Raw genomic sequence first — 17,042 nt, forward strand, 5'->3', positions numbered from 1 at the left:
GCGCCGCGGGTCCGGGACGGGCCGCCGGAACCGGGGCCCGCCGCACGGTCGGTGGGGCTGCCGCGCGACCCGCCTCGAACACCACGGGTGATCACGTGCTCACGTGGAGTGTTGGACTCCGGTCGGTGTGGGTACCAACCAGGGGGTGTCGGGCTGCGGCCGCGGGAGGCCGGCGGGGGCGGGCGGCGCCGTGACCGTACGACTTCCGGCCGTCTTCTCCACCGGTCGGCGCCGGAGGGCACTCCGGGGCCGGGCGGGTCCTCGCGACGCCTCGGGCCCGGCGGGTGCCGTGCCGGGCCGTCGTTCGCACAGAGGGGTTCCGACACCCCGGTACCACCAGCAAGGAGCACCGATGCAGCTCGTCACGCGCACCCAGTGGGGCGCCCCCGCGACGACCCCGGCCGTCGACCTCCCGACCGCGCGGGGGGTGAAGGTGCACTGGATCGGCGGGCCCTACAGCACGCCGGACCACGGGCAGTGTGCGGCGAAGGTTTGGTCGATCCGGGCCGAGCACCTCGCCGACAAGGTCAACGACTGGGTGGACATCGCCTACAACTTCCTGGCCTGCGGGCACGGTTACGTGTTCGAGGGGCGTGGGCTGCGCAAGCAGTCCGGGGCCAACGGCAACCAGGAGCTCAACCGGGCGCACTACGCGGTGTGCGCGATCGTCGGCACCGGCGAGACGGCGGGCTCGGGTCTGCTGACCGGGCTGCGCGACGCCGTCGACCACCTGCGGGCCAACGGCGCGGGCGCCGAACTCCTCGGCCACCGCGACGGCTACAGCACCGAGTGCCCGGGCGACGCCCTCTACCGGTGGGTGCACGCGGGGGCGCCCCGCCCGGACGGACCGGCTCCGGCCGACGTGCCGGCGGGACGGGCGGCGCCGCCGTGGGCGGACTACGACGGGCATCCGCTGCGGAACTTCACGCAGTCGGACCGGGCGCGGATGTGGCAGGCGTACATGGCGTGGCGCGGCTGGCGGCTCACCGTGGACGGCCGGTACGGCGACGCGTCCGAGGCGGTGTGCCGGGCGTTCCAGGCGGAGTGCAACGCCGCGGGGTACCCGGTCGGTGCCGTCGACGGCGTGGTGGGGGCGCGGACCTGGGCGACGACCCGGAGCAGGCCTGTCTCCCGGTGAGCGCCAACTGTGGCGCTCGACAACGCTTGTGACGTTCCGTCCGGTTGTTCGTTTGGGAACGGAGCCGCCTGGTAAGGGTCACGGTATGGATCTGGGACCGCTCAAGCCGAACGTCACCGAACTCGCCCTCGGACTCCTCTGCTTCTTCACCGTGTTCGGGATACTCGGCCGGCTGGTGCTGCCGAGGATCGAACGCACCCTCGCCGCCCGGTTCGACGCCACCGAAGGGCGGCTGGAGCGGGCGGAGGAGGCCAGGGGCGAGGCGATGCGGATCGACGCCGAGCGTCGGGCGGGGCTGAACGCGGCCAGGCACGAGGCGGCCGCCGTCCATCAGGCCGCGGTCGAGGAGGGGGCCGCGCTGCTGGCCTCGGCGCGCGCCGAGGGGCAGCGCCGACGCGACGCGATGGTGGCCGAGGCCCGGGTGCGGCTCGCGGCCGACCGGGTGATCGCCGAGGTGGAGCTGCGCGGCGACGTGACCGCCGCCGCGGTCGAGTTGGCCGGGCGGATCGTCGGCGAGCCGCTGGCCGGGCTGCCGCGGACGGATGCGGTGGTGGAGGCGTTCTTCGCGCAGCGCGAGACGGCCGGCGTGGTGGGCGGCCCGTCCGGCCGGTGAGCCGGCGCGGCGGGATTCGGCCCGTAGAGCCGGGGTTCACCTGGTAGGGCGGGGTGAACCCGGTAGGGCCGAGGGTCAGCTCCGCGGGTCGGCGAGCAGGTCGCCCAGACGGTCGAGTAGGGGGAGCAGCGCGCCGCGCTCGGTCGGGGTGAGCGCGGCGAGGGCGGCGTGGACGCGGTGCATCTCGGCACGCAGCCGGTGGGCCAACTGGTGGCCCGCCTCGGTGGCGGTGACCGTGCGGCTGCGGCGGTCCTGTGCGGAGGGGGTGCGGACGACGAGGCGGCGGGTCTCCATGCGGGCGACCAGGCCGGTGGCGTTGGAGGCGTCGCAGACGAGGTGCTCGGCGAGGGCGCTCATGGTGAGCGGGGTGTCGAGGGCGATCAGGGCGCGGGCCTGGGTGGTGCTCAGGCCGTGGGCGGCCGCGGCGGCGGCGAGGCTGTCGTAGTAGCCGCGGACGGCCCGGGCGAGTGGTTCGACGAGGTCCGACGCCTCCGGGTTCATTTGACATCCTCAAGTATCGGGCGTTTCCTGGCCGGGTAGGTAGTTGAGCATATCAACCATTCCGTGCGAGGACACCCCATGAACGACCGCCCCGCCGCCCGGCCTGCCGACCTCGTCGCGCGCCTCCGCGCCACCGTCCGCTCCGGCGGCACCCGCCCGCTCGCCCGGCGTACCGAGCAGCTGGGCCGCCTGCGCGCGCTGCTCACCGAGAACGCCGGCGCCCTCACCGACGCGCTCGCCGCCGACCTCGGCAAGAGCGCGCAGGAGTCGATGCGCACCGAGATCGACTTCGTCGTCCGGGAGATCGACCACACGCTGGCGCACCTCGACGCGTGGCTGCGCCCCGAGCCGGCACCCGTCCCGGCCCGCCTCGCGGGGGCGCGGGCGCGCACCCAGTACGACCCGCTGGGCGTGGTGCTCGTGATCGCGCCGTGGAACTACCCCGTGCAGCTGCTCCTCGCCCCGGTCGCGGGGGCGCTCGCGGCCGGCAACACGGTGGTGGCCAAGCCGAGCGAGCTCGCTCCGGCGACGTCGGCGGTGCTGGCCCGGCTGATCCCGGCCTACTTCGCCCCGGACGTGGTGGCCGTGGTCGAGGGCGGTGTGCCGGAGACCACCGCGCTGCTCGCCGAGCGTTTCGACCACGTCTTCTACACCGGCAACGGCACGGTCGGCCGGGTGGTGGCGCGTGCGGCCGCCGAGCACCTGACCCCGGTGACCCTCGAACTCGGCGGCAAGTCACCCGCGTTCGTCGACGCGGACGCCGACCTGGCGGTCGTCGCGGAGCGCCTGGTCGCGGGCAAGTTCCTGAACGCCGGGCAGACCTGCGTCGCCCCCGACTACGTGCTCACCGACCCCGGCACGGCGCGGGCGCTGGAGCCGCTGCTGGCAGCCGCGGTCGAGGCGCGGTACGGCGCCGACCCGGCGGTGTCGCCCGCGTACAGCCGGATCGTCGACGAGCGGCACTTCGACCGGCTCACCGCGCTGCTCGGCTCCGGCCGGACGGTCGTCGGCGGCGCCCACGACCGGGCGGGCCGCTACATCGCGCCGACCGTGCTGGCCGACGTGGCGCCGGACTCCCCGGTGATGCGGGAGGAGATCTTCGGGCCGATCCTGCCGATCGTCGAGGTGCCGGACCTCGACGCGGCGATCGACTTCGTCAACGACCGCGACAAGCCGCTCGCGCTGTACGTCTTCAGCGGCTCCGCGGAGACTCGTGACCGGGTGGCCGCGGAGACCTCGTCCGGCGGGCTCGGCCTGGGCCTGCCGCTGGCCCACCTGACCGTCTCCGACCTGCCGTTCGGTGGGGTGGGGGAGAGCGGCACGGGCAGCTACCACGGGCGGTACTCGATCGAGGCCTTCAGCCACCGCAAGGCGGTGCTGGAGGTGCCGCTCGGCTGAGCGGCACCGCGGGTGCACCACGGGCGGGCGCCGGTGTCGGCGCCCGCCCGTTTGCTTGAGCATCCAAAGCAATGTGCCCAAGCGCTGTGCCCAAGTACCGCGCCCAAGCAATGCGCGGGGGCATGCGCCCGGCAGTGTGCCGGGACGGTCAGCCGATCGCCTTCAGCAGTTCCTCGGCCAGCGGGCCGGAGGACGCCGGGTTCTGGCCGGTGTGCAGCGAGCGGTCGGAGACGACGTACGGCGCCCAGGGCTCGCCGGCGCTGTAGTGCGTGCCGAGCGCGGTGAGCCGGTCCTCCAGCAGCCAGCGCGCACGGTCGGCGAGGCCGGCGATGCGCTCCTCCTCGTTGCTGAAGCCGGTGACCCGGTAGCCGGCGAACGTCGGTGTGCCGTCGGCGCGTTCGGCGGCCAGGAGGGCCGCGGAGGCGTGGCAGACCACGCCGAGCGGCAGGCCCGCGTCGAGCGCGGAGGTGAGCAGCCGGCCGGAGTCGGGGTCGACGGCGAGGTCCTCCATCGGCCCGTGGCCGCCCGGGTAGAACACGGCCGCGTAGGCGGTCGGGTCGACCTCGGCGAGCACGAGCGGCCGCTGCAGCGGTGCGGCTCCTTCGAGGGCGGCGGCCACCTCGGCCGCGCCCTCCTCGCCGCCGTTGGCCTGCGCCGAGAGGCTGGCGGCGTCCACGGTGGGCCGCACCCCGCCGGGCGTGGCGACGACGACCTCGTGCCCGGCCCCGGTGAAGGCGCGGTACGGGGCGAGGAACTCCTCCGCCCAGTAGCCGGTGGGGTGGCTGGTGCCGTCGGCCAGGGTCCAGTGGTCGGTGCCGGTCATCACGAACAGGATCTTCGCCATCGGGTGTTCTCCCTCGGTGGGCGGTCTCGTCACGTCCGACGGTAGGACGGTCGGGTGGGCCCGGGCCAATAGGCCGGGGCATGTCGGACATCGGGAATCCGATGGGTCCGCCGCCGGGCCGGGGGCTCAGTCGCCGATCCGCACCAGGGCGAGGGTGATGTTGTCCGGCCCGCCGGCGTCGATGGCGGCCCGCCAGAGCTCGAACGCGGCGCGGACGTCGTCGTCGTCGTGTGCGGCCAGGACGGCCGCCAGCTCCTCCGGGGGGACGGGATCGGTGAGGCCGTCGCTGCAGACCAGGTAGCGGGCGCCGACGATGACCGGGAGTGACCGAAGGTGCGGGGTGACCTCCCGCGGGGCGACGGTGCCGCCGAGGGTGCTGGTGACGATGTTGGTGGTGCGGCGGCCGGGTGGCGGGGGCGGGCTGTCGTCGGTGCTGAGCTGGTGCAGCCGCGGGATGCCGCCGGCTTCCCCGGCGCCCGCGGGAACCCCGGCGTCATCGGCCTCCCGGGTGCCGTCCGCCGTTCCGCCGCCGCCCGGGCCGTCGGCGGGGAGGATCTCGAAGACCTGGCTGTCGCCGATGTTGAAGACCAGGACCTCCTCGGCGCCGATCACCAGCCCGGCGATCGTCGTTCCCATGCCGGTGAGGGCGGCGTCGGCCGCCGCGGCGTCGTACAGGGCGCGGTTGCAGGCGGCGAGTTCGTCCCGGACGGCCCGGGCGGAGCGGAGGGCCGGGCCTGCGGCGGCGAGCCTGCGCACGGTGAGCGAGGACGCGACCTCGCCGGCAGGGTGGCCGCCGAGCCCGTCGGCGACCGCGACGACGCAGGGGGAGCCGAGCGGGAAGAGCAGCGACTGCGGGCTCTCGGTGACGGTGGCGCAGATCGTCCACGGGCCGATGGCCAGGCTGTCCTCGTTGTGCTCGCGGACCAGGCCCTCGTGGCTGAGTGCGCTGACGGTGATGTGCGGCATGCGGTCTCTCCTCTCCTCCTCCCATTGTCGTGGCCGGGGCCGCCGCTGCGCCCGGTCCTGCAACGTTCTGTTGAAACGACCCTTGACGGCCCCGCGGACCTCGGCTTACGTTGATTTCGCATTCCAGAAGTATTTTTCCGTATGGCGGAATTTCCGCTCGGGCAGGAGTAAGCCGATGCCTCGTATGACAGCCGCCCGCGCGGCCGTGGAGATCCTCAAGCGCGAGGGCGTGACCAACGCGTTCGGCGTGCCCGGTGCGGCGATCAACCCGTTCTACGCCGCCCTCAGGGCCGCCGGCGGCGTGCACCACACGCTCGCCCGGCACGTCGAGGGCGCGTCCCACATGGCCGAGGGCTACACCCGGGCCAGGCCCGGCAACATCGGGGTCTGCATCGGGACGTCGGGTCCCGCCGGGACCGACATGATCACCGGCCTGTACTCGGCGATCGCCGACTCGATCCCGATCCTCTGCATCACCGGCCAGGCGCCCGTCGCCCGCCTCCACAAGGAGGACTTCCAGGCCGTCGACATCGCGTCGATCGCCCGGCCCGTCACCAAGGCGGCGACCACCGTGCTGGAGGCCGGCCAGGTGCCCGGCGTCCTCCAGCAGGCCTTCCACCTGATGCGTTCCGGCCGTCCGGGCCCGGTGCTGGTCGACCTGCCGATCGACGTCCAGCTCACCGAGATCGACTTCGACCCGGAGACGTACGAGCCGCTGCCGGTCTACAAGCCGTCGGCCACGCGGGCGCAGATCGACAGGGCGATCGCCCTGCTGCAGGGTTCCGAGCGGCCGCTGATCGTCGCGGGCGGCGGCATCTTCAACGCCGACGCCGCCGACCTGCTCGTCGAGTTCGCCGAACTCACCGGCGTGCCCGTCGTTCCCACCCTGATGGGCTGGGGCGTCATCCCCGACGACCACCCGCTCAACGCCGGCATGGTGGGCCTGCAGACCTCGCACCGCTACGGCAACGCGACGTTCCTGGAGTCCGACTTCGTGCTGGGCATCGGCAACCGGTGGGCCAACCGCCACACCGGCAGCCTCGACGTCTACACCGCAGGCCGCACCTTCGTGCACGTCGACATCGAGCCCACCCAGATCGGCCGGATCTTCGCCCCCGACTACGGCATCGCCTCCGACGCCAAGGCCGCCCTGCAGCTCTTCGTCGACGCCGCACGGGAGTTGGATGCGGCAGGCGCCCTGCGTGACCGCACCGCCTGGGCCGGCTCCGCGCAGGAGCGCAAGGCCACCCTGCTGCGCCGCACCCACTTCGACGACGTGCCGATGAAGCCGCAGCGCGTCTACGAGGAGATGAACAAGGCCTTCGGCCCCGAGACCCGCTACGTCACCACCATCGGGCTCTCGCAGATCGCCGGCGCGCAGATGCTGCACGTCTACAAGCCGCGGCACTGGATCAACTGCGGCCAGGCCGGGCCGCTCGGCTGGACGATCCCGGCCGCGCTCGGCGCCGCCACCGCCGACCCGGAGACCCCGGTCGTCGCGCTCTCCGGCGACTACGACTTCCAGTTCATGATCGAGGAGCTCGCGGTCGGCGCCCAGCACCGCATCCCGTACGTCCACGTGCTGGTCAACAACGCCTACCTGGGCCTGATCCGGCAGGCGCAGCGCAACTTCGACATCGACTTCCAGGTCAAGCTGGAGTTCGAGAACCAGAACTCGCCGGAACTCGGCGTCTACGGCGTCGACCACGTCAAGGTCGCCGAGGGGCTGGGCTGCCGGGCCATCCGGGTCACCGAACCGGACCAGTTGCTGCCCGCCTTCGAGGAGGCGAAGAAGCTCGCCGCCGAACACCGCGTGCCGGTCGTCGTCGAGGCGATCCTGGAGCGGGTCACCAACATCGCCATGGCCGGCGCGGACATCGACAAGGTCGTCGAGTTCGAGGACCTCGCCACCGAGCCCGGCCACGCGCCGACCTCGATCCGCACCCTCGCCGTCTGACCACGGCAGGACCGCGTCGGCGGACGGCGGCCGCCCGGAGGGGGTGAGCCCTCCGGCCGGCCGCCGTTCCGCCGTTCCGCAGGCCCGGGGCGCGGATCTGGACGTGCACCGGGGCCGCCGACCGGACGTGGGCGGCGCCGACCGGCTGACGGTCGCGCGGTCGCGCGGACGCCGGAGGCGCCCGACCCGTGACCGCGGGTCAGGCGCCGAGCCGCCAGATCGTGCCGTGCCCGGCCACCGTCACGGCCGCGAGCACGGCGAGGTCGGCGACGCCGAGCGCGATGCCGAGCAGGGCGCGGCCCCGGCGGGCCGTGCCGCGCACCAGGGCGAGCGTGCCCAGGACGATCGCGACGGGGCCGAGCACCAGGTTGAAGATCAGCAGCCCCGGCAGGCCGAGGAGGAAGGCGCCGACGGCCATCTGGTCGCCCTCGGCGGTGGTGGCGCGGGATTCGGCGTAGTGCTGCATGGCGTCACTCCGTGGGAGGTCGTGGTGCCGGTTCGGGGTCGGGTGCTCCCGGTCCGGGCCCGGACCCGGGTCCGGACCCCGGCTCTTGGCTCGGGTGTACGGGTCGGGCGCGTGGTCCGGGCGGTGGCGCCGGGGCCGGTGGGCGGTGCCTGCGGTCAGCGGTGGCGGGCGCGGGCCAGCCGCTCGCGGGCGCCGAAGGCCAGCAGCCACAGGCCGATGGCGGCGGCCGTGGCGAGAAACACGGGGAGCGTGGTGTGGATGGCGGCCCCGGCGAGCAGGCCCATCGCGACGAGGATGATCAGGAGGCTCACGGTGGCGTCCTTTCCGGTCGGACGAGGTGGGGCGGGAGTGGTCCGTCGGCCGTCCACCGATTTCGGTGTACGACTGTTCGCCGACTTCCTCATCGTAGCGCTGCCGGGCGCTCGCCAAAGTCGGCAAACAGTTGTTTACTGAATGATGTGAGTCACACTCCCGGGATCCGCCAGGCCCAGAAGCAGCAGAGCCGCCGCGCCCTCCTCGACGCCGCCCTCGGGCTGCTGGAGCACCAGAACCTCAGCGGCCTGGGCGTCCGGGAGGTGACCCGCGAGGCCGGGCTCTCCCCGGCCGCCTTCTACCGGCACTTCGCCGACCTCTCCGAACTCGCCGTCGTCCTCGTCGAGGAGTCGCTCGCCAGCCTGCACGGCCTCGTCCGCTCCGTCCTCGCCGAACAGGGCGGCCCCGAGGCGCGCATCGACCGCACGGTCGACGTGATCGCCGACCACGTCCGCGCCCACCGCGCGCACGTGCGCTTCCTCTCCCGCGAACGCCACGGCGGGGTGCGGGCGGTACGGGAGGCGATCGCCGCCGAACTCGACCGCTTCACCGCCGAGGTGGCCGCCGGACTCGCCGCGCAGCCCGCCTCCGGCGGCTGGTCTCCGGACGACCTCCGGATGCTCTCCCGCCTCTACGTCGAACACCTGGTGGCCACCGCGGCGGCGCTCCTGGAAGCCTCGCCCGACGGCGAACCCCGCATCGCCGCCATGGCGCGCACCCAGCTGCGCCTCATCGCCGTCGGCCGCGCCCACTGGCGCGACTGAGCCCCGGCCGCCCGGGCCCCGCGGCGTGGTGCCGGGCCGGGGCACCCGAGGCCGCCCGCTGCCCCCTCGGCGCCGGCCCCGACCCGGTGTCCACCGTCCGGCAGTCCCGGTCCGCTGACGGCTGCATCCGCGAGAGCAGTGGTCCGCCGGTCTTCTCCGACCCCACCTGCGGGGAGATCGGCACCCCGCCCCCGACTCCTTCGGCGCGGAAGCGGGCGCCTGCTCGCATCGGCTGCATCCGGACATGTGGGGCGCCCCGCTGCAGACGGGCCGCCGGTGGCCCGCACCGGCCGTCCGGCTACTGGAAACACGTTGACGGGACACCGCCCCCCGCCCAAAACTGCGTAGCCGAACAGTCGACGTGAACGGATGTCAGATGCCAGATCTCATCAGCGAATCGTCCGGACGGAGAAGGCTCGCGGCGCGCGGACTGCTCGCGACGTCCCTCGCCACCGGACTGATCGCGGGTAGCGGCGCGGCGGTGGCCGACACCGGTGGCCCGCCGGACAGCCCCCGGGTCACCTCTGCCTCCTACCCCGTGTCGGACGATCCCGGAGCGTCCATGACCTGGACGGACGGTGTCGGCCGGCACGGGGCGTTCGTCCTCGACTCGGAGGCCGCCGACGTCGTGCGGTACCAGTGGAGCTACGACTCCGGAGCGCAGCACGAGACCGCCACGGTGGCGGGTGCCCCGCGGACGGTCGACTTCCTGCCCGAGACATCCGGTCCGCACTATCTGTCCGTGCGGGCCGTGGACGCCTCCGGCACCGCCTCGCCCTCGACGACCCACCACTTCGGGGTCCTGGAGGGGCAGGGCAGACGCGGGGGCTGGTCGATGGACGCCGCCGCCGGGCCGGCGGCAGGGGTCGGTGCGGACGCGGTGGCGACCCTCGGTCCGGGGGCGACCGCCGGTGCCGCCGGGCACGTCGGCGCGGCCCTCTCCTTCGCCGGTGGCGCGGCGAGCGGATACGCCGCGACCGCCGGGGCGCTCCTGGACACCTCCCGGAGCTTCACCGTCTCCGCCTGGGTGAGGCCCGCGGGCAGCTCGGCGGCCGAGCGTGTCGCGGTGAGCCAGAACGGCCGCACCTCGTCCGCCTTCACCCTCGGCATCGGCGCGGACGGCCACTGGCGCTTCGACGTCCAGGCGGATGCCGCCGAGCAGGATTCCACCCGGGTGGTCGCCGCCTCCGACCTCCCCGCGGCCACCGACCGCTGGACCCACCTGAGCGGCACCTACGACCGGCAGGCCGGCACGCTCCGCCTGGACGTCGACGGCGTCGCCGCCGGCACCACGTCCGTGCCGGGGCCGCTCCCGGACGGGCACGGCGGCGTCCAGCTCGGCCGGGCGGTGTACGGCGGCCAGCCGTCCGCGGGCTGGGACGGTTCCGTCGACGAGGCCGTGCTCTGGGACCGTGCCCTGTCGCCGGGCGAGATCGCCGGGGTCGCTGCCGGTGACCTGCCTGCGACCGGCACTCCGGCGAAGGCGGTCTGGCACCTGGACGAGGCGGCGGGCACCGACACCGTCGCAGGCGCGCCCGAGGCGGACGGTCTCACGGCGGCGGGCGGCGTCCAGCCGGGCGTTCCGGGCCTGGGCGTGTCCGGTGCCGCGGCGCGGTTCGACGGCGCCACGGGCCGTGCGCAGACCTCCCGGCCGCCGGTGGACACCGCCGCGAGCTTCTCGGTCTCCGCCTGGGTGAAGGCTCCGGCACCTGCCCCCGGCGACACCGGCCTGCACACCGTGGCGTCGCAGAGCGGCGAGCACGGCGACGCGTTCGCCCTGTCGTACTCCGCCTCCACGCGGCGCTGGGTCTTCGGTCACTCCTCGGCGGACACCCCCGGAGCGGCCGTCGTACAGGCCGCGCAGGGCGACTGCACCCCGGACAGCACCCTCGACGGAGTGCCCTGCTTCACGGGCGCCGACGACACCTGGACGCACCTGCTCGGCGTTCGCGACGCCGTCACCGGGAAGCTCCGGCTCTTCGTCAACGGCTATCCCGTGGCGGAGACCGATGGTGACGCGCTGCCGGGCTGGACGGCCGCCGGTCCGCTCGTGGTCGGCGCGACCGGTCACGACGGCGCCTACGGCGACTTCTTCGACGGCGACATCGACGACGTCCAGGTCTACGACCGGGTCGTGACCGGCCCCGAGGCGGTGAAGCTGGCGGCCCTGCCGTCGCATGCGATCGGCCGCTGGCGGCTCGACACGGCGGCCGGCAGCCCGGCCGGGTCGCCGGACGAGGCGCCCGCGCACTCCCCGGCGGTCCTGGGCGGTGCTGCGGTGGTCAACCCCGACGGCAACGTCCTGAACGAATCGGGCGCGCTGCACCTGGACGGCACCGACGGCTTCGCCCGGAGCACGGGGACGCCGCTGCACACCGACGGAAGCTTCACCGTCGCCGCCTGGGCGAACGTCTCACCCGACACCGACCACGACATGACCGTCCTGTCCGCGGTCGGCGCCACCACCGGTGCGGTGACGCTGCGCTGGCACCACCTCGGGGACGACCCGGACACCGGGCAGCACCTGGGCGAGTGGCAGGCGGTCGTCGCCGCCTCCGACGCACCGGGGGCCGCCACCACGGTCGTCTCGCACGGGGCCAACCCCGTGTGGGACAACTGGTCCCACCTCGTCCTGGTGTACGACGCCTCCGCCCGCCGCCTCAGCCTCTACGTCGGTGGTTACCTCGACGCGCGGTGCGCGGACGAGGCGTGCCTGCGCAAGAAGTCGCAGGCGCAGTCCGTCCGGCCGTTCGACGCGACCGGAGGGCTCCAGTTCGGCCGTACGAAGACCGCCGACGGCTGGGGCGAGCACCTCGCGGGCGACATCGACGACGTCTGGGTGTTCCAGGGTGTCCTGGGCGACTCGCAGATCAACGTCCTGTCCTCCCCCTTCGGGACCGAGGACATCACCAACTGGCTGTAGGCCCGGTCCGCCGACCTCGCCACTCCCCTCGCAGGCCGGGCGCCGCTCCCCCCGGAGCGGCGCCCGGCCGCGCCCGTCGGCGCGACTGGGCCGAGCGTGGATGTGGCGCAGGCCGACCGAGGAAGGAGCGGGTGACCGAGGCGGACGACAGCGCCCGCGCCGTGCCCTTCCCCAAGAAGTGAACCGGTGGTTCAATTCTTCGTATGGCATACCGACGCACCCCCGCCGTCCAGGCCCGGCTCGACGCCCAGCGCGCCGCCGTGCTCCAGGCGGCGGTGGCGCTGCTCGCCGAACGCGGCTACGCGGGTTGCTCGATGGCCGCGGTCGCGGAACGCGCCGGGATCGCCACCGGCTCCATGTACCGCCACTTCTCCGGCAAGGCCGACCTCTCCGTGCAGCTGTTCCGGTCCGTCGTCGGCCGCGAGGTCGCCGCCGTCACCGAGGCCGTCGCCCGCGAGGACACCCCGCAGCGCCGGATCGCCGCCGTCGTCGAGACCTTCGCCGCCCGCGCCCTCAAGGCGCCGCGCCTCGCCTACGCGCTGCTCGCCGAGCCAGCCGACCCCGACGTCGACGCCGAACGCCTCGTCTTCCGGCGGGCGTTCCGCGACGTCATCGCCGTGCAGATCGCCGACGCCGTCGCCGACGGCCGCCTCCCGCCGCAGGACCCCCGGCTGGCCGGCGCCGCGCTCGTCGGCGCGATCGGCGAGGCCCTCGTCGGACCGCTCGCCGCGGGCGAACGGCCGGACGACCTCATCCCCGCCCTCACCGCCTTCGCCCTGCGCGCCGTCGGTGCGCCCACCCACCCCTCACCCACCGCCCGAGGAGCCCGGCATGCCGCCGACGCATGAGGTCACCAACCAGGTCCCCGACCCGTACGGCCACGACGTCGCCGCCGACCCGGGCCTGATCGCCGCCCTGCACCGGGCGGGCGCCGGCTGGGCCGAGGACGAACTCCACGACCTCGGCCGCCTCGCAGGCTCCGAGCAGGCCGACACCTGGGGCCGGCTCGCCAACGAGCACCCGCCGGTGCTGCGCACCCACGACCGGTACGGCCACCGCATCGACGAGGTCGAGTTCCACCCGGCCTGGCACGAGCTGATGGGCACCGCCGTCCGTCACGGCCTGCACGCCGCCCCCTGGCGGGACGGCCGGCCCGGCGCGCACACCGCCCGCGCCGCGAAGTTCTACGTCTGGGGCCAGGTCGAGGCCGGCCACACCTGCCCGGTCTCCATGACGTACGCCTCCGTACCCGCCCTGCGGGCCACGCCCGCCCTCGCCGAACAGTACGAACCCCTGCTCGCCGCACGGGAGTACGACTTCGGGCTGCGCACCCCGGGCGGCAAGCGCGGCCTGATCGCCGGCATGTCGATGACGGAGAAGCAGGGCGGTTCGGACGTCCGCGCCAACACCACCGCCGCCGCGCCGCAGCCGGACGGCACCTATCGCCTCACCGGCCACAAGTGGTTCACCTCCGCGCCGATGTCGGACGTCTTCCTCACCCTCGCGCAGGCCCCCGGCGGCCTCAGCTGCTTCCTGCTGCCCCGGGTGCTGCCGGACGGCACCCGCAACCGGCTCCTGATCCAGCGGCTCAAGGACAAGCTCGGCAACAAGTCCAACGCGTCCGCCGAGATCGAGTACGACGGTGCGACGGGCTGGCTGGTCGGCGAGGAGGGGCGGGGCGTGCCGACCATCATCGAGATGGTCAACATGACGCGCCTCGACTGCACCCTCGGCGCGGCCTCGGCCATGCGGTACGGCACTGTGCGGGCGCTCCACCACGCCACCCACCGGCGGGCGTTCGGCGCGGCGCTGGTCGACCAGCCGCTGATGCGGAACGTGCTCGCCGACCTCGTCGTCGAGTCGGAGGCCGCCACCACCGTCGCGATGCGCCTCGCGGAGGCGACCGACCGGGCCCTCGCCGGTGACGAACACGAGATCCTGCTGCGGCGGCTCGGCCTGGCCGTCTCCAAGTACTGGGTGTGCAAGCGGGGGCCGGCGCACGCAGCCGAGGCCATGGAGTGCCTCGGCGGCAACGGCTACGTCGAGGAGTCCGGCATGCCCCGGCTCTACCGGGAGGCGCCCCTGGTCTCCATCTGGGAGGGCTCGGGCAACGTCGCCGCCCTGGACGCGCTGCGCGCCATGGCCCGCCACCCCGCGACGGTCGCCGCGCTCCTCACCGAACTCGACGCCGCAGCCGGCGCCGACCGCCGCCTCGACGCCGCGACCGCCGCCCTGCGCAAGCAGCTCGGTGACCTCACCGACCTGGAGTACCGCACCCGTCGGCTGGTCGAGCAGATGGCCCTGGCCCTGCAGGGCTCGCTGCTCGTGCGGTACGGCGACCCGGCGGTGGCCGACGCGTTCTGCGCCTCCCGGCTCGGCGGCGACCACGGCGGGGCGTTCGGCACCCTGCCCGCCGGGGTCGACACCGCGGCGGTGCTCGACCGGGCCGTACGGCGGTGAGCCCCGCCGAGGCTGTCGAAGTCCGCTCGTTCTGGCAGGAGTTGGGCCTTCCGGGCCTGATCGACGTGCACACCCATTTCATGCCGGAGCGCGTACTCGCCAAGGTGTGGGACTACTTCGACGCGGCAGGCCCGCTCACCGGCCGGCCCTGGCCGATCACCTACCGGCACGCGGAGGAACAACGCGTAGCCACACTGCGGGAGTTCGGCGTCGAGGCGTTCACCGCCATGCTCTACCCGCACAAGCCCGGCATGGCCGCCTGGCTCAACGCCTGGGCCGCCGACTTCGCCGCCCGCACCCCCGGCTGCCTGCACACCGCGACCTTCTTCCCCGAGCCCGGCGCCGCCGCGTACGTCGGCGAGGCGCTCGGCCGCGGCGCCCGGGTCTTCAAGGCGCACCTGCAGGTCGGCGCGTACGACCCGGGCGACCCCCTGCTGGACGACGTCTGGGGGCTGCTCGCGGAGAGCGGCACGCCCGTCGTGACGCACTGCGGCTCCGGCCCCGTGCCCGGCAAGCACACCGGCCCCGGCCCGATCGGCGGGGTGCTCGCCCGCCACCCCCGGCTGCACCTGGTGGTGGCGCACATGGGCCTGCCCGAGTACGCCGAGTTCCTCGACCTCGCCGGGCGCCACCCGTCCGTCCACCTGGACACCACGATGGCGTTCACGGCCTTCACCGAGGAGCGGGCACCCTTTCCGCCCGGGCTGCGGCCCCGGCTGCTCGACCTGCAGGACCGCATCCTCCTCGGCACCGACTACCCCAACATCCCGTACCCCTACGCCGCCGCCCTGCACGCCCTCGCGGGGCTCGGGCTCGGCCCCGGGTGGCTGCGGGCGGTCTGCCGGGGCAACGCCGCGCGGCTGTTCGGGCTGCCGGAGGCCTGACCGCGGCGCGGTGCGGCCGGCCCGGCACCGGGGTCGGGCGAGACTGGCCGTCCCCGGCGAAGGGATGGTCGACCTCCGTGCTTGCCGTCCTGGCGGCCCTGTGCGGTGCACTCAGCAACGCGCTGGCCACGGTGCTGCAGCACCGTGCCGCCGCGACGGTGCCCGGCTTCGACGGCTTCCGCCTCCGGCTGCTGCTCGACCTGGCGCGGCGGCCGGTCTGGGTCGCGGGCATCGTCGCGGTGACGGCGGCGGCCCTGCTGCAGGCGGTGGCCCTCGCGCGGGGCGCGCTGTCGGTGGTGCAGCCCGTGTTCGTGCTGGAGCTGCCGTTCGCGCTGCTCATCGCCTCCGCCATGGCGCGCCGCAACCTGCCGGCCCGCAGCTGGGCGGCGGTGGGCTGCCTGGTCGCCGGGCTGGGCCTGGCCCTCGGCGCGTCCTCGCCGTCGGCCGGCACGACGCACGTGCCGATGGAGCGGTGGATCCCCGCCCTGGCGGGCTGCGGTGCGGCGATCGCCGTGCTCTGCGCCGTCGCCCTGCGCCGCCCGCCGGGCGGGGTGCGCGCCGGCTGCCTGGCCGGGGCCGCGGCGATCGGCAACGCGGTGACGGCGGCCCTGATCAAGTCGTCGACCCACCTGCTCGACGCGCACGGCGTGGGCGCCTTCCTCACCGCCTGGCAGACGTACGCCTTCGCGGTGGCCGGGGTGGGCTCGCTCTACCTGCTGGAGAACGCACTGCAGTCCGGCCCGCTGGTGGCCTCGCAGCCGGCCCTCACCCTGGGGGACGCCGCGGTCAGTCTGACGCTCGGGGTGCTGCTGTACGAGGAGCGGCTGCGCGGCGGGGTGTGGCTGGTGCCCGCCCTGCTGGGTGTCGCGCTGGTGGCGGCCGGGGCGGTGGCGCTCGCCCGGACACCGCTCACGCGGACCCTGATGAGCCCGACGGACTGACCGCGCCCCGACCGGACCGACCGCCCCGCCGCCCCGACCGACCTGCCGCGCCCCGGCGGGCCGCCCGGCCCGGTCGGGCGGAGGACGTTCGCGCGGGGGGCCGGGCGGGGCAGACTGGAGGCATGTGCCGATCGATCAAGACCCTCAGGCCGCCGGAGATGCCGGAGGTCACCACCGACGACATCCACGCCGCGGCCCTGCAGTACGTCCGCAAGGTGTCGGGCTTCCGTGCGCCCGCGGCCCACAACCAGGAGGCGTTCGACCGGGCCGTGGCCGCGGTGGCTGCGGCGACCCGGGAGCTGCTGGAGAACCTGGAGATCCGCGGGACGGGGCGGGTGGCGGTCACGCCCCCGTCGTCGACCCCGGCCGGATGACCATCAGCACCACGACCACCGCCCACAGCAGGTTGAAGACGCCCGCCGTCATGGGCAGCAGCTTCAGGCCGCGGGTGGCGCGCTCGCGGTCGTCGCCGCGCGAGTGCGGGGCGGGCGTGCCCGCCTCGGCGTCCAGGGTGTCGATCACGGACTGCTGCGCGGGCACCACGAGGAGCAGCAGGGCCGCGGCCGACAGGGCGGTCAGCACGATCGAGGCGATCAGCCAGGACTGCCCGAGCACGCCCATCGCCTGCGCGACGCCGACGCCCAGCAGGGGCACGGCGATCCCGGCCAGCGCGTAGACCTGGGTGATGCGGTGCAGCATCCGCACCGAGGCGCCCGCCGCGGGCAGGTCGCCGCCGCCCGCGAGGGCCGCCGCCGCGCGCCGCGGGAACATGCTGACGGCGACCGCGACCGGGCCGATGCACAGCACCGAGGCCAGCACGTGCAGGCTCAGCAGGAACTTGGCCATGGGGAGGTCGTCCTTCGCGGCGGGGGAGG

Annotated in this window: 17 protein-coding genes; 11 read left to right on the forward strand and 6 right to left on the reverse strand. The window is 74.7% G+C overall.

The window, feature by feature from the left end; genetic code table 11:
• Positions 1–352 precede the first annotated feature (352 nt).
• Complete coding sequence (locus OG335_RS25705) at positions 353–1,138, forward strand: N-acetylmuramoyl-L-alanine amidase (protein WP_405013471.1); 786 nt, start codon at positions 353–355, stop codon at positions 1,136–1,138.
• A gap of 85 nt (positions 1,139–1,223) precedes the next feature.
• Positions 1,224–1,751: a hypothetical protein gene (locus OG335_RS25710; protein ID WP_405013472.1), complete on the forward strand. Its 528-nt coding sequence runs from the start codon at positions 1,224–1,226 to the stop codon at positions 1,749–1,751.
• Positions 1,752–1,826: 75 nt separating this feature from the next.
• Here the strand turns inward: OG335_RS25710 and OG335_RS25715 are convergent, their stop codons facing one another.
• Positions 1,827–2,252, reverse strand: a complete 426-nt coding sequence (locus tag OG335_RS25715) for a MarR family winged helix-turn-helix transcriptional regulator (protein WP_405013473.1) — start codon at positions 2,250–2,252, stop codon at positions 1,827–1,829.
• A gap of 78 nt (positions 2,253–2,330) precedes the next feature.
• Here OG335_RS25715 and OG335_RS25720 point away from each other — a divergent pair, with 78 nt between their 5' ends.
• Entirely contained in the window at positions 2,331–3,650 is a 1,320-nt protein-coding gene (locus tag OG335_RS25720; protein ID WP_405013474.1) for an aldehyde dehydrogenase family protein, read from the forward strand.
• 148 nt (positions 3,651–3,798) lie between these two features.
• Here OG335_RS25720 and OG335_RS25725 read toward each other — a convergent pair whose 3' ends face one another.
• Together OG335_RS25725 and OG335_RS25730 are read right to left on the reverse strand one after the other, a co-directional pair.
• Complete coding sequence (locus tag OG335_RS25725; protein ID WP_405013475.1) at positions 3,799–4,494, reverse strand: type 1 glutamine amidotransferase domain-containing protein; 696 nt, start codon at positions 4,492–4,494, stop codon at positions 3,799–3,801.
• Between the two features lie 126 nt (positions 4,495–4,620).
• Positions 4,621–5,460 (reverse strand): PP2C family protein-serine/threonine phosphatase, encoded by an 840-nt coding sequence (locus OG335_RS25730; protein ID WP_405013476.1) that lies wholly within the window; start codon positions 5,458–5,460, stop codon positions 4,621–4,623.
• Between the two features lie 175 nt (positions 5,461–5,635).
• Here OG335_RS25730 and gcl point away from each other — a divergent pair, with 175 nt between their 5' ends.
• A complete protein-coding gene (gcl, locus tag OG335_RS25735) occupies positions 5,636–7,417 on the forward strand; it encodes a glyoxylate carboligase (protein ID WP_405013477.1) in 1,782 nt (593 codons plus the stop codon).
• Positions 7,418–7,616: 199 nt separating this feature from the next.
• Here gcl and OG335_RS25740 read toward each other — a convergent pair whose 3' ends face one another.
• Both OG335_RS25740 and OG335_RS25745 read right to left on the reverse strand, forming a co-directional pair.
• Complete coding sequence (locus OG335_RS25740) at positions 7,617–7,883, reverse strand: DUF4190 domain-containing protein (RefSeq protein WP_405013478.1); 267 nt, start codon at positions 7,881–7,883, stop codon at positions 7,617–7,619.
• Positions 7,884–8,038: 155 nt separating this feature from the next.
• Entirely contained in the window at positions 8,039–8,194 is a 156-nt protein-coding gene (locus tag OG335_RS25745; protein ID WP_405013479.1) for a hypothetical protein, read from the reverse strand.
• A gap of 147 nt (positions 8,195–8,341) precedes the next feature.
• On the opposite strand from OG335_RS25745, the gene OG335_RS25750 reads away from it, so the two are divergent.
• The 7 genes from OG335_RS25750 (at position 8,342) to OG335_RS25780 (ending at position 16,541) form a co-directional block, all read left to right on the forward strand.
• The gene (locus tag OG335_RS25750) at positions 8,342–8,959 is read left to right on the forward strand and encodes a TetR family transcriptional regulator (protein ID WP_405013480.1); all 618 of its coding nucleotides are present in this window, start codon (positions 8,342–8,344) and stop codon (positions 8,957–8,959) included.
• 562 nt (positions 8,960–9,521) lie between these two features.
• Positions 9,522–11,882 carry a LamG-like jellyroll fold domain-containing protein gene (locus OG335_RS25755; protein ID WP_405013481.1) on the forward strand — a complete coding sequence of 787 codons (2,361 nt, stop codon included), beginning with the start codon at positions 9,522–9,524 and terminating at the stop codon, positions 11,880–11,882.
• A gap of 203 nt (positions 11,883–12,085) precedes the next feature.
• Positions 12,086–12,730 (forward strand): TetR/AcrR family transcriptional regulator, encoded by a 645-nt coding sequence (locus OG335_RS25760; protein WP_405013482.1) that lies wholly within the window; start codon positions 12,086–12,088, stop codon positions 12,728–12,730.
• Positions 12,714–14,342, forward strand: coding sequence for an acyl-CoA dehydrogenase family protein (locus tag OG335_RS25765; protein WP_405013483.1), 1,629 nt, complete (start codon positions 12,714–12,716; stop codon positions 14,340–14,342). Before OG335_RS25760 ends, OG335_RS25765 begins: the two co-directional genes overlap by 17 nt.
• Positions 14,339–15,226 carry an amidohydrolase family protein gene (locus OG335_RS25770; RefSeq protein WP_405013484.1) on the forward strand — a complete coding sequence of 296 codons (888 nt, stop codon included), beginning with the start codon at positions 14,339–14,341 and terminating at the stop codon, positions 15,224–15,226. The genes OG335_RS25765 and OG335_RS25770 overlap by 4 nt, the downstream gene beginning before the upstream one ends.
• Positions 15,227–15,303: 77 nt before the next feature.
• The gene (locus OG335_RS25775; RefSeq protein WP_405013485.1) at positions 15,304–16,167 is read left to right on the forward strand and encodes a DMT family transporter; all 864 of its coding nucleotides are present in this window, start codon (positions 15,304–15,306) and stop codon (positions 16,165–16,167) included.
• A 122-nt stretch (positions 16,168–16,289) separates the two neighbouring features.
• A complete protein-coding gene (locus tag OG335_RS25780; protein WP_405013486.1) occupies positions 16,290–16,541 on the forward strand; it encodes a DUF2277 domain-containing protein in 252 nt (83 codons plus the stop codon).
• Here OG335_RS25780 and OG335_RS25785 read toward each other — a convergent pair.
• Positions 16,510–17,013 carry a DUF2269 family protein gene (locus OG335_RS25785; RefSeq protein ID WP_405013487.1) on the reverse strand — a complete coding sequence of 168 codons (504 nt, stop codon included), beginning with the start codon at positions 17,011–17,013 and terminating at the stop codon, positions 16,510–16,512. The genes OG335_RS25780 and OG335_RS25785 overlap by 32 nt on opposite strands.
• Positions 17,014–17,042 lie beyond the last annotated feature (29 nt).

Source organism: Kitasatospora sp. NBC_01539 (assembly GCF_045040525.1).
Classification (GTDB): domain Bacteria; phylum Actinomycetota; class Actinomycetes; order Streptomycetales; family Streptomycetaceae; genus Kitasatospora.

Excerpts from the sequence above, each read along its gene's own strand:
- OG335_RS25705 (WP_405013471.1), top strand. The coding sequence starts at position 353 with ATGCAGCTCGTCACGCGCACCCAGTGGGGCGCCCCCGCGACGACCCCG.
- OG335_RS25710 (WP_405013472.1), top strand. The coding sequence starts at position 1,224 with ATGGATCTGGGACCGCTCAAGCCGAACGTCACCGAACTCGCCCTCGGA.
- OG335_RS25715 (WP_405013473.1), bottom strand. The coding sequence starts at position 2,252 with ATGAACCCGGAGGCGTCGGACCTCGTCGAACCACTCGCCCGGGCCGTC.
- OG335_RS25720 (WP_405013474.1), top strand. The coding sequence starts at position 2,331 with ATGAACGACCGCCCCGCCGCCCGGCCTGCCGACCTCGTCGCGCGCCTC.
- OG335_RS25725 (WP_405013475.1), bottom strand. The coding sequence starts at position 4,494 with ATGGCGAAGATCCTGTTCGTGATGACCGGCACCGACCACTGGACCCTG.
- OG335_RS25730 (WP_405013476.1), bottom strand. The coding sequence starts at position 5,460 with ATGCCGCACATCACCGTCAGCGCACTCAGCCACGAGGGCCTGGTCCGC.
- gcl (WP_405013477.1), top strand. The coding sequence starts at position 5,636 with ATGCCTCGTATGACAGCCGCCCGCGCGGCCGTGGAGATCCTCAAGCGC.
- OG335_RS25740 (WP_405013478.1), bottom strand. The coding sequence starts at position 7,883 with ATGCAGCACTACGCCGAATCCCGCGCCACCACCGCCGAGGGCGACCAG.
- OG335_RS25755 (WP_405013481.1), top strand. The coding sequence starts at position 9,522 with ATGACCTGGACGGACGGTGTCGGCCGGCACGGGGCGTTCGTCCTCGAC.
- OG335_RS25760 (WP_405013482.1), top strand. The coding sequence starts at position 12,086 with ATGGCATACCGACGCACCCCCGCCGTCCAGGCCCGGCTCGACGCCCAG.
- OG335_RS25765 (WP_405013483.1), top strand. The coding sequence starts at position 12,714 with ATGCCGCCGACGCATGAGGTCACCAACCAGGTCCCCGACCCGTACGGC.
- OG335_RS25780 (WP_405013486.1), top strand. The coding sequence starts at position 16,290 with ATGTGCCGATCGATCAAGACCCTCAGGCCGCCGGAGATGCCGGAGGTC.
- OG335_RS25785 (WP_405013487.1), bottom strand. The coding sequence starts at position 17,013 with ATGGCCAAGTTCCTGCTGAGCCTGCACGTGCTGGCCTCGGTGCTGTGC.